Raw genomic sequence first — 12,141 nt, 5'->3', positions numbered from 1 at the left:
TCGACATTCAAAATGACTTACATAAAACCAAAATTTCGTCACCCTGAAATGCCCAAAAATACCATTGGGTACGCCAAAGCTGATTACGAAGGGGTGATTTCGACGCTTTGTGCAGGTTGTGGCCACGATTCCATCAGTGGGGCCATCGTACAAGCTTGTTATGAAATGGCGATTGAGCCGCATCGCGTGGCCAAATTGTCGGGGATTGGTTGCTCGTCTAAGACGCCCAACTATTTCTTGAACAATTCGCACGGCTTTAACTCGGTTCACGGCCGTATGCCTTCGGTGGCGACGGGCGCTAACATGGCCAACCGCGACTTGATTTACCTTGGTGTTTCGGGCGATGGCGATACGGCTTCCATTGGGATGGGGCAGTTTGTGCACGCCATTCGTCGGAATTTGAACATGCTTTACATCGTGATGAACAACGGCTGCTACGGACTGACCAAAGGGCAGGATTCGGCAACGGCCGACCAAGGTTCGGTGAGCAAAAGTGGCTCGGTCAATCCCTTTGAGGGTATTGACTTGCCAGGGATGGCGCTTGAACTGGGAGCGACTTTTGTGGCACGTAGCTTTTCGGGAGATAAAACGCAATTGGTTCCACTCATCAAAGCTGCGCTTTCGCACAAAGGTTTTGCGTTGATTGATGTGATGTCTCCGTGCGTTACGTTCAACAACAATGCGGGCTCAACCAAATCGTACGACTACGTTCGCGACCACATCGAAGCCTTGGCCGAAATTGGTTTTGTACCTGAAAAAGAAGAAATCACGGTTTCGTACGAGACAGGTACAACAGTAGATGTAGAGTTGCACGATGGTTCGGTAGTGCATTTGCAAAAATTAGCCGATGGCTGGGACCCACGCGACCGTCAAGCGGCGATGCGTCGTTTGCAGGCAGCCAAAACAGAGGGAGAAATTCTGACGGGGTTGTTGTATATCGACCCAAATAGCAAAGATTTGCACGAAGTGATTAAATCGGATTTGCGCCCGTTGAATAGCCTGAAAGAAGAAGACTTGTGCCCAGGTTCTTCTATTTTAGACCTTATAAATGAGGATTTTAGATAGTAATAAACGCTAACGAATTTTAAAAAAGTGGACCCTGACAAGTCCACTTTTTTGTTTTTAATCCATGGAATGCTAAGGTAATTTCGCTCAAATTTTTTCTACTTTATATTTGTAATAAGTCTAAATAATAGTAATCTTTGCGGCTGTATTTCTCACCAAGCCAATAAATACTATGTTTAAGCATCTTTTATCTATCCGTTTTGCCGCAGCCGTGTTGGTAGCTATCAGCCTGACATCCTGCGAAAAAGAAACGACCACACCTCAACTTCGCAAAACGATTGACTACGCAACGTTAACAGAAACGACCCCTTACAGTAGCTTATTTGTGGACGAAACGGGCAAAACAACCGTTGACTTGAGCAATGGCAACAACCGTTACAAGATGTTTCAGGCGTTGAATACCTACATTAGTTCTTCTATTAGTGGAAATAAGCAAGTGGATGCTACTGTGTTGAAAAACATGTTTGGCAATACAGGAAATGCGTTTGCGGATAGTACAAAACTCAATACTTCAGGAGTACAATTACGGAATGTAACTGCTTCGTCTTGGTCAACGACCGAAGCAGAGAAAGTAAGAGCTTATTTTGAAACATACTTTACGCTGACTGCCGAAGCCAGCAAATCGGTGACAGCTACTGCTGCCAAAGGAAAAGCAGGCAAGCTTGGAACGTACTTAGTGGACGAACGAGGAATTGAGCCCATTCAAATCATTCAAAAGTCTTTGATTGGCGCTATGCAGTACGATTATATCGGGAATGTGTTGCTAACCAAAGGGTTAGATGCCGATAATTCTACGTTGGTGTCGGGCAAAAATTACACCCAATTGGAACAAAACTGGGACGAAGCCTATGGATTGTTGACCCTGAACCAAGTATATCTTAAAGGTTCAACGGATGCAACCAGAGGAACTACTGAGTTTGCATTGGGTTCTTATATTTGGGAATACAACAAAGGGGCGTATGCTAAAATCCACCCGGCTTTCTTAAAAGGACGTGCGGCGATTATCAACAACGACAAAGCCGAACTCAAAAAACAAGCCGACTTTATCAAAGCTGAAATAGAAAAAGCGCTTGCGGCTTCAGCCTTGGGATATTTAGGCCCTAAATACATCGCAGCTACCACCGATGCAGCCCGTGCACACGCCATTGGCGAAGGTCTTGGATTTATCTATTCACTGCGTTTTGCCACGGTAAATGGGGCAGATGCGGCTTTCTCGGATGCAATTATCAAAGCGTTGGTCTTGGATTCAGCAGGTGGTTTTTGGGATTTGACTCCTTCAAAACTCACGGCAGCTTCTGACGCCATTAAAGCCAAATTCAAATTGTAACTTTCTGCCTTATCCACACCATTGATTTCTAAGCAAGAGGGTAATTGGTTTTCAGCCTTTTGCCCTCTCTTTTCTGTTTAAAAAGCTATGTTTAAAATGAATACTTTCAAACGAACTATTGCAGTTGTAGCGCTATTGAGTGGTTTTTTGTGGGCATGTGGAGAGAGCTCAACGACCGAGCCAGCGCCAGATGACGATTCTAAAGACCGTAAAGCCGTTTTGACTCATCTAGCGGACGAAATTATTTTACCAGCTTATGCCAATTTTAAGCCGAAATTGGAGACGATGATTTCAAAATCGCAGGCATTTTCGGCCAAGCCTGATGCGACTACCTTGAGCGAATTTCGTCAAGCGTGGGTGGATGCTTATACTGAATGGCAAAAAGTAGAACTGTTTGACGTGGGGCCTGCCAACAAAACGGGAATTCGGAATTACTATAATATTTATCCAACAAATGTGACGGGTATCAATGACTACATATCCGACCCATCGGTCAATTTGGAAGTGGCTACTTCGTACGACAAACAGGGCTTCCCAGCGTTGGATTATTTGATTAATGGCGTTGGGGCAACCGATACACAAATCGTCGCCTATTATACTGCATCGGTGGAAGGCCCCAAGCGATTGGCTTACATAAAGCGAATTACTGACCACATGAATGCGTTGATTACGAAGGTGATAGCCGATTGGAATGGTTCGTACCGAACAGAGTTCACGACCAAAACTGGACTTGACATTGGCTCGCCGATGGGTGAGTTGGTCAATGGGTATGTGCTTCATTATGAGCGCTATATCCGTTCGGGAAAATTCGGTATTCCGTCGGGAGCAATGCTCAATGGCGTGGTCGCCTCCGATAAAGTAGAAGGTTTTTACAAAAAAGATATTTCCAAGATACTTGCCCAGACTGCTCACCAAGCTGCTGTTGATTTTTTTAATGGAAAAAGTGTAAAAACGGGGACAAATGGCGCAGGGTTTAAAACGTACCTCGATGCGCTTGGAGCAAAGGACAGTGCTACTGGCAAAACCCTTTCTGAAATGATCAACGCACAGTTTGACATTGCCAATCAGAAAATAAATGGGCTCAAACCTAATTTTTATGAGGAAGTAAAAACAAACAATGCTGCCATGGTGCAAGTTTATACCGAAATGCAAAAAGCGGTACGTATGCTAAAAGTGGACATGACTTCGGCCATGAGTATCGTGATTACCTATACGGATAACGATGGTGATTAGGGAAGTAAAAACAACTTCAGCAGCCCCTTTGGCCGTTTTTAGGATTGTCTTTGGGGCTATGATTTTTTTGAGTGTGATTCGGTTTTGGTACCAAGGTTGGATTCAATCATTGTACATTGACCCCAAGTATTTTTTTCCATTTTATGGCCTTGAATTTATAAAGCCGTGGGGCGAATATACCTATATTCTGTTTGTTAGTTGTGCTTGTTGTGCCTTGATGTTGGCTTTAGGTATGTTTTATCGGATAGCTTCGATTGGTTTGTTTTTAAGCTTTACGTACATTGAGCTAATGGATAAAAGTACCTACCTCAACCACTATTATTTTGTAAGTTTGGTGTGTTTGATGTTGATTTTTTTGCCAGCTCAGGCGTATTTCTCAGTAGATGCGTATCGGAACAAAAACCTGCTTTCTGATGCTATCCCCGCTTGGTGTCTTAGTTCGCTTCGGCTTTTTGTGGGGCTTCTCTATTTTTTTGCAGGCTTGGCCAAAGTAAACAGCGATTGGTTGTTGTTAGCACAACCCTTAAAAATTTGGCTACCAGCAAAAAATGACCTGCCAATTATTGGTTTTTTGTTCAATTATTCGTGGATTCCCTTCGTATTTAGCTGGTTTGGCTGCCTTTATGATTTGCTCATTCCTTTTTTATTATGGAATGCAAAAACGCGACTTTGGGCCTACGGAGTCGTGGTTGTGTTTCATGGTTTAACGGCTATTTTGTTTCCCATTGGGATGTTTCCTTACGTGATGATGGTAACGGCCTTGGTCTTTTTTTCGGGAGAATTCCACCAAAAAATCATCTCTCACTTAGGAAAATGGTTGCAACTTCCATCGACTTTTTTACATCCCAATCGAATCTATGCTTATGCACCAACTAGGCAACGAATCTTGTTTTTGGGATTTGGAGCCTTTTTTTGTTGGCAATTACTTATGCCGTTTCGGTATTGGTTGTATCCAGGAGAATTGTTTTGGACAGAAGAAGGTTATCGGTTTTCGTGGAGAGTGATGCTGATGGAAAAAGCAGGCTACGCCCAATTTACAGTGCTTGATAAGCAAGGGCGTCGAGAAGTAGTTAATAATCAGCAATTTTTGACGCCATTACAAGAAAAAATGATGTCAACTCAGCCTGATATGCTGTTGCAGTACGCCCATATTTTACGCGATTTTTACCACCAGCGTGGTTATAATAACCCCCAAGTTTACGTTGATTCTTACGTAACTCTCAACGGGCGGATGGGGAAGCCACTGGTCGAACCTACGACCAATTTGGCGCAAGAAGAAGAGTCTTTCAAACCTAAAAAATGGATTACTTCCTTTGATGATACAATTACGGGTTTTTAGTTTTTTAATGACATTTAGCGTCATTTTTTCGGCTTTGGGCCAATATCAGCTTACTGGACAACTTTTAGCCAAACAAGATAGTAGTTTTGTGAAGGGCTGTATCGTTTCGTTGAATGTGGGTAATCGAACTGCTACTACGGACGAAGAAGGGCGTTTTTCGTTTGGAAAATTGGCAAAAGGTACCTACGAGCTCTATACCAATTGTGCAGATTTTAAGTCTGCCAAAATCTCGACGACGCTTTCGGACGATACTCATTTTGTGGCTATCTGGTTGGTGGGGCGTAACGAAACGTTGAATGAAGTGGTCGTTACGGAGAAACAAGCCGACTTTGGTTTTACACGGATGCGTGCCGTCGAAAGCATGGGAATTTATGAAGGGAAAAAATCGGAAGTAATCATCCCAGAACAGTTAGTTGCCAATCTCGCAACCAACAACGCCCGTCAGGTGTATGCCCGCGTTGCAGGGCTGAATATCTGGGAAAATGAAGGCGCAGGGTTGCAACTCAGCATTGGTGGCCGTGGTCTTGACCCCAACCGAAGTTCAAATTTTAACGTACGGCAAAATGGTCACGACATCAGCGCAGATGCGTTAGGCTACCCCGAAAGTTATTATACACCTCCCATCGAGGCCGTTGGAAAAATTCAAATCGTGCGGGGAGCTGCCTCGCTTCAGTACGGTACGCAGTTTGGGGGATTACTCAATTTTGTCATGAAAAAACCTGTACTGAACCGCAAGCTTGAGCTGGTAGCGCGACAATCTATTGGTTCATTTGGGTTTTATAATGGCTTTGTCAGTGCAAGCGGAACTGTCGGAAAACTGAGTTATTATACCTTTGGACAATACAAGCAAGGCAATGGTTGGCGTCCCAACTCGCATTTTACAAATGGGACATTTTATGCCGATGTGGACTATCGACTGTCCGAAAAAACAACGCTTGGAGTGGACGTAACGCATACGTCCTACTTAGCCCAACAGCCTGGCGGGCTCACCGACCAAATGTTTCGGGATAATCCGCGTCAAAGTAACCGAGAACGCAACTGGTTTAAGGTAAATTGGAACATGCTCGCGGTGCATTTTGACCATAAATTTAACGTAAATCACGAGTTTAACCTTCGTTTGTTTGGCTTATCGGCCTATCGCTATTCGTTGGGCTTCCGACCCAATCGCGTCGCAAGTATCGACGACAACAGCGAGCGTGATTTAATCAAAGGCGATTTTACAAACTGGGGAGCCGAAGCGCGCTTTTTGAAACGGTATTTTTTGGGTAAAAAACAAGGTGTTTTACTCGTCGGAACGCGTTATTACCACGGTTTTAACCATAGCATTCAAGGGCTAGGAAGTAAAGGGAAAGACGCTGATTTTACCTTTGTAGATGACCCGCAGTCGGTGGCTTCGGACTACCGTTTTCCCAATCGAAACGTGTCGGCATTTGTAGAAAATATATTGTATCTCAATGACAAACTTTCAATTACACCTGGGCTTCGTTATGAATACATTTACACAACGGCGGATGGGTTTTATGGGACGATTTTACGCGATTTGGCAGGGAATATCATCAGTTCAACCCGCATCAACGAACGCCGCACCAACGGGCGTCAGTTTGTGATAGGGGGGATAGGTGTCAGCTTTAAACCTACGTCAACACTAGATGTGTATGCCAATGTTTCGCAGAATTATCGTTCTATTACGTTTAGCGACATGCGCATCACCAACCCTTCGTCGGTGATTGACCCCAACATGAAAGACGAGCGTGGTTATTCGATGGATTTGGGCATTCGAAGCACACAAACGACGCTGTATAATTATGACGTAAGTGGGTTTTATTTGAATTACAATAACCGCATCGGTGAAGTACAATTTTATGATGAAAACCAACGGGTGTTACGCCGCCGTAGCAACATTGGACAAGCCATTATTTATGGGTTAGAATCGTACGGCGAAGTGGATGTTTGGCGGGCGTTTTCGCCTGATTTGTCGAAAGCGAGTGGGGTACTATTTGCCAATGTTGCCGTAATTCGCTCCAATTATAAGGCAAGTGAGATTGCTGGAGTCAAAGGGAAACAGGTGGAATTTGTCCCAAAAATTAACCTCAAAAGTGGGCTTCGGATAGGCTATAATCATTGGAAAGCATCGTTTCAATATACCTATTTGTCGGAGCAGTTTACGGAAGCAACCAATGCCCGCGACGGTGGTGTGTCGGCGGTCGTTGGAATAATCCCTGCTTATACCATTTTGGATGTAAGTGCTTCCTACGAATTTCGCCGTTTCCGAATCGAAACAACGGTAAATAACTTAGCCAATCGCGCCTATTATACCCGTCGCGCCACGGGGTATCCAGGCCCAGGGATTCTTCCTTCCGACGGGCGCAGTGTGTATGTTACTGTCCAAGTGAAAATATAAAAACACCTACGTTTTTCGCAGCGAAGACGCCCGAATCACCACAGTAGTATGTAAAACTTTGGTGATTGATTGGGTGTTCTCGTTGGGTTTTTTGATGAGTTTAATGAGCAGTTCTGCGGCCGAACGACCCATTTCAAAAGCAGGTTGTGCGACCGAGCTCAACGGCGGGTTGAGCATGGCAGCCATGGGCAAATCAGAGAACCCAATCAAGGCAATGTCCTTGGGCATGGTCAGACCCGCTTCGGTAATGGCCGCGTGGCACCCAATGGCAATGTTGTCGCTGGCGGCAAAGATACCATCGGGATGAATGGCACTTTTGAGTAGTTGCCGCGCCACTTCAATCGACTGCTGTGAGTCAAAATGGGTGGACCAGACATATTCTTCGTGATACGGCAACCCGTGGTCGAGCAAGGCGGTTTTGTACCCTTGAAGTCGCCTTTTGCTGATCAACAAATGCGGCGGCCCTGAGATGTGAACAATCCGCTGACAACCTTGGTCAATCAGGTGTTTAGTGGCATTGTAAGCACCTTCATAGTCATCGACGGCCACTTTATGGGTGTCTATTTCTTCGTAAATGCGGTCAAAAAAAACAATCGGAAAGCCTTTGTCGTGCAGGTTTTTGAAGTGCGAGAAGTCGGTGGTATTGGTCGCGACGGCCACTAAAAAGCCGTCTTTTCTTCGATTGTAAATGTGCTTGACGTTTAACACTTCGCGTTCGTAGTCGTCGTGGCTTTGGTAAATCACGACGTGGTATCCTTCGGCAAAAGCGACGTCTTCGATTCCCGCAATCACAATCGCAAAAAATGGATTAGAAATGTCAGGAACAATCACCCCGATGTCGTTACTGTGGCTGTTTAATAAGCTTAGGGCAACGGGGTCGGGGGTATAGTCTAGCTGTTCGGCAAGTTCAAGAACCTTGCGTTTGGTTTCGATACCAATTTCGTGACTATCTCGTAGCGCCCTCGATACGGTCGAGGTCGAGAGGTTCAGCTGTTTGGCAATGTCTTTTATCGTGACTTTTCTCATGGGAGTGCAAACCTAAAAAAGTCCTATTTAATTCTCAAAGTATGGTCTTTAAATAAGAAACATAAATATAACAGTAGGCGCTTATTTTCCAATTTTAAATCAAAGAAAGCTGGGTGGTGCAACCGTTCCCGAAAACGTTTGCGTAAATAAATGAATCTTACTTCTTTCATAAGCGGGCATTAAATTCTAACATCATGGAAGAAAAATGCCCTGTCGCTCTTATTTAAGCGATACAAAATCTAAACATAATACCATTTTATTTACTAAAAATTGTACGAATGAAAAAGCAACTAGCTATTCTTTTCACTTTACTTTGGGTATCGAGTACTGCCTTTGCCCAAAAAGAAAAATGGACCCCTCTATTTGATGGAAAATCATTTAAAGGATGGAAGCAACTCAATGGCCAAGCAAAATATACCATTGAAAATGGGGAAATTGTGGGAACAACCGTTGCCAATACGCCCAACTCTTTCATGGCTACCGAAAAAGAATACGGCGATTTTATCTTAGAATTAGACTTAAAGGTCGATAATTCGATGAATTCGGGCATTCAAATTCGTAGTTTGTCAAAGCCCGATTACCAAAATGGCCGCGTACATGGTTACCAAATCGAAATCGACCCGTCAGACCGTGCTTGGTCGGGTGGGGTGTACGACGAAGCACGCCGTGGCTGGTTGTACAACTTGAACTTTAACCCCGAAGGTAAAAAAGCATTCCGCCGCGACCAGTGGAACCATTACCGCATTGAGGCCATCGGAAACGTGATTCGGACGTGGATAAATGGTATTCCAACGGCGCATTTGATTGATGACATGACACCTCAGGGCTTTATTGCGCTTCAGGTACATGCCATCGGCAAAGACCAAAAAGAAGGAACGCAGATTCGTTGGAAAAACATTAAAATTCAGACAGAAAACCTCAAAGCGAGCCCCGTTGATAATTGTCCCGTGGAGAACTGGATGATAAACAGCTTGTCGGAGCAGGAAAAAGCACAAGGTTTTAAATTGTTGTTCAACGGCAAGGACTTTACAGGTTGGAGAGCCGTACACAGCGATAAAATGTCGGGTAAGCACTGGAATGTGGTGGATGGCACAATGAACGTAAGTCCTTCGGATGGGTCTGAAACGGGCAATGACATCGTGACGACTGACCAATACGGCGCGTTTGAAATGAAGTTTGAGTTTAAACTTTCAGAAGGAGCTAACTCAGGTGTGAAGTATTTTGTGAACGAAGCCTTTGATTCGGGAGGTAAGTCGGGTATTGGGTTGGAATTCCAAGTGTTGGACGATGAAAAACACCCCGATGCCAAAATGGGCGCTGCTGGAAACCGTACGTTGGCGAGTTTGTACGATTTGATTCCATCGTATAAATTGGACAAACGCTTCCAAAAGAAAATTGGTGAGTGGAACCAAGGCCGCATTGTGGTGTATCCAAATAACATCGTTCAGCACTGGCTCAATGGTTTTAAAGTGCTAGAATATGAGCGTAAAAGCAATATTTATGATGCACTTGTTGCTCGTTCAAAATACTCAAAATATAAGGAGTTTGGCGCAGGTGATAAAGGCCATATCCTTCTTCAAGACCACGGCGACAATGTGTCGTTCCGTAATTTGAAAATCCGCGAATTGAAGTAATACTTTTACCACATAGGACACACTAGGTAAGAAGCACATCAGAAAACCTATGTGTAAATACTAATGTGAACTATGTGGTAAACCATAACTAACCAAACCTTCCCGATGAAAAAATTACTGTTATTCTTATCAATCGTAGGCGTAGCCAACGCCCAAAAACAACCTCAGTTAAGTCACCGTTCGGTCAAAGTGTTAAAAGTGAACGGTTTAGAGTTTAAAGACTTAAACAAAAACGGTAAGCTCGACAAATACGAAGACTGGCGTTTGTCTGCCGAAGAACGGGCAAAAGATGTTTTGTCGCAAATGACCTTGGAAGAAAAAGTGGGTTTTATGCTCATCAGCACGACGCGGATGGCAGGCGAGATGACTTTTCAAGGAAATGCGGGCAACGAACGCCGTGAAATCACGGGTAGTTTCAACGAAGAAGATTTGGTACAGGGCACCAACATGTTTACCCGCAAACCGTTGGCTGTGCCTATGCTTTCGGCGTCTGGTACTACAAAAGGCGTGAACGAGCGGCATTTGCGGCATTTTATTTTACGGGCCAATACCAGTGTAAAAAACCTTGCTGAGTGGTCAAATAACCTGCAAGCGTTGTGCGAAAATACGCGTTTGGGTATCCCTGCGATAGTGGCCTCCAACCCCCGAAACCACATAACCTTTGACGCTTCCGTGGGCTTGAGCGTAGGAGCAACGCCTTTTTCAAAATGGCCTGGCGAACTCGGAATGGCCGCCATGCGCGATTTCAAATTGACGCGTGAGTTTGCCCAGATAGCCGCGCAAGAGTGGGCAGCCGTAGGGTTACGCAAAGGCTACATGTACATGGCTGATTTGGCTACCGAACCCCGCTGGAACCGCACCGAAGGAACGTTTGGAGAAGACGCCGATTTGTCGGCCAACATGATTCGGGAGATTGTACTTGGGTTTCAGGGAACAAAATTGGGGAATCATTCGGTGGCGATGACAACCAAGCATTTTCCAGGGGGAGGCCCGCAAGTGGGAGGACAAGATTCTCACTTTGATTGGGGGAAATTTGCCCACTATCCAGGCGGGATGTTTGATTACCATGTAAAACCGTTCAAAGCGGCGATTGAGGCAGGTACCTCGTCGATGATGCCCTATTACTCGGCTCCCCAAGGCAAAGAGTTTGAGGAAGTTGGATTTTCGTACAACAAGGCCATCATTGACGATTTATTGCGCAAAAAATTGGGTTTCAAAGGTATTATTAACTCCGACACGGGGCCAATCGACATGATGCCGTGGGGAGTGGAGTCGTTGACCCTTGAGCAACGTTACCAAAAAGCATTGAACGCGGGTGTTGATATTTTTTCGGGAACAGCCGACCCTACTCTTTTGCTCGAAACGGTGAAAAAAGGACTGGTGACTGAAAGCCGAATCGATGCGTCCGTCGCTCGTTTATTGAAAGAAAAATTTGAATTAGGATTGTTTGAAAATCCTTATGTGGATGTTGAAAAAGCCCAAAAATTGGTAGGAAATACTGAATTTCAACAAAAAGCCGACCTCGCCCACCGCAAATCAGTTGTTTTGCTTCGCAATGACGAGAAGTTGTTGCCGTTGACCCAAAAAACAAAAGTATTACTCGAAGTCATTCGTGATGCGGGCGGGCGCAATGCAGAATCTCCCATCAAAGTGATTAAGCCCACTGCTTCGTATCCAAACGTGGAGTTTGTGTCAACGAAAGAGGAAGCCGATGTCGTGGTGGAATGGCTGTATCCGACAACTGGAGGACTTTTCAGCTCGAATGGAAAAGCGATTGAATTGAGCTTATCAAAAAACCGAATTGACGTGGTGCGCCTCAATGAGTTGTGTAAAGCCAAACCTACAATTGTGGTCGTAAATTTTACGAATCCTTGGGTAATTGAAGAAATTGAGGGAAATACTAAAACACTTTTAGCTACTTTTGGCACTACGCCCGAGGCGGTGATGGATGTAATTACGGGGAAATTTAACCCAACGGGTAAGATGCCGTTTGCGATTCCTGTCTCAGAAAAAGCCGTAGCAGAGAACAAATCTGACGTTCCTGGCAGTAAGGAAAACGCAGGCTACGCTTTGTTTAACTTTGGAGCTGGCTTAAATTATAAGAAATAAATCGTAC

Annotated in this window: 8 protein-coding genes; 7 read left to right on the top strand and 1 reads right to left on the bottom strand. The window is 44.7% G+C overall.

The window, feature by feature from the left end; all coding sequences use genetic code 11:
* Positions 1 to 12: 12 nt before the first annotated feature.
* From AC23N5_RS12070 to AC23N5_RS12050, 5 genes are all read left to right on the top strand, one after another.
* Complete coding sequence (locus AC23N5_RS12070) at positions 13 to 1,065, top strand: 2-oxoacid:ferredoxin oxidoreductase subunit beta (RefSeq protein ID WP_487755778.1); 1,053 nt, start codon at positions 13 to 15, stop codon at positions 1,063 to 1,065.
* Positions 1,066 to 1,237: 172 nt separating this feature from the next.
* Entirely contained in the window at positions 1,238 to 2,392 is a 1,155-nt protein-coding gene (locus AC23N5_RS12065) for a DUF4856 domain-containing protein (RefSeq protein ID WP_183976101.1), read from the top strand.
* Between the two features lie 96 nt (positions 2,393 to 2,488).
* Positions 2,489 to 3,625: an imelysin family protein gene (locus tag AC23N5_RS12060; RefSeq protein ID WP_183976103.1), complete on the top strand. Its 1,137-nt coding sequence runs from the start codon at positions 2,489 to 2,491 to the stop codon at positions 3,623 to 3,625.
* Complete coding sequence (locus tag AC23N5_RS12055) at positions 3,615 to 4,964, top strand: HTTM domain-containing protein (RefSeq protein ID WP_487755777.1); 1,350 nt, start codon at positions 3,615 to 3,617, stop codon at positions 4,962 to 4,964. Before AC23N5_RS12060 ends, AC23N5_RS12055 begins: the two co-directional genes overlap by 11 nt.
* Positions 4,942 to 7,365, top strand: coding sequence for a TonB-dependent receptor domain-containing protein (locus AC23N5_RS12050; protein ID WP_487755776.1), 2,424 nt, complete (start codon positions 4,942 to 4,944; stop codon positions 7,363 to 7,365). The genes AC23N5_RS12055 and AC23N5_RS12050 overlap by 23 nt, the downstream gene beginning before the upstream one ends.
* Before the next feature lie 6 nt (positions 7,366 to 7,371).
* On the opposite strand, the gene AC23N5_RS12045 is transcribed toward AC23N5_RS12050, so the two are convergent.
* Positions 7,372 to 8,391: a LacI family DNA-binding transcriptional regulator gene (locus AC23N5_RS12045; protein WP_487755775.1), complete on the bottom strand. Its 1,020-nt coding sequence runs from the start codon at positions 8,389 to 8,391 to the stop codon at positions 7,372 to 7,374.
* A 278-nt stretch (positions 8,392 to 8,669) separates the two neighbouring features.
* On the opposite strand from AC23N5_RS12045, the gene AC23N5_RS12040 reads away from it, so the two are divergent.
* Together AC23N5_RS12040 and AC23N5_RS12035 are read left to right on the top strand one after the other, a co-directional pair.
* On the top strand, positions 8,670 to 10,025 hold the full coding sequence (locus AC23N5_RS12040; protein ID WP_487755774.1) for a 3-keto-disaccharide hydrolase: 1,356 nt from the start codon (positions 8,670 to 8,672) through the stop codon (positions 10,023 to 10,025).
* A gap of 105 nt (positions 10,026 to 10,130) precedes the next feature.
* Entirely contained in the window at positions 10,131 to 12,134 is a 2,004-nt protein-coding gene (locus AC23N5_RS12035; RefSeq protein WP_487755773.1) for a glycoside hydrolase family 3 protein, read from the top strand.
* Positions 12,135 to 12,141: the final 7 nt, after the last annotated feature.

The organism is Runella sp. R5_40 (assembly GCF_057652295.1).
This window is presented reverse-complemented; position numbering and strand designations above follow the sequence as displayed.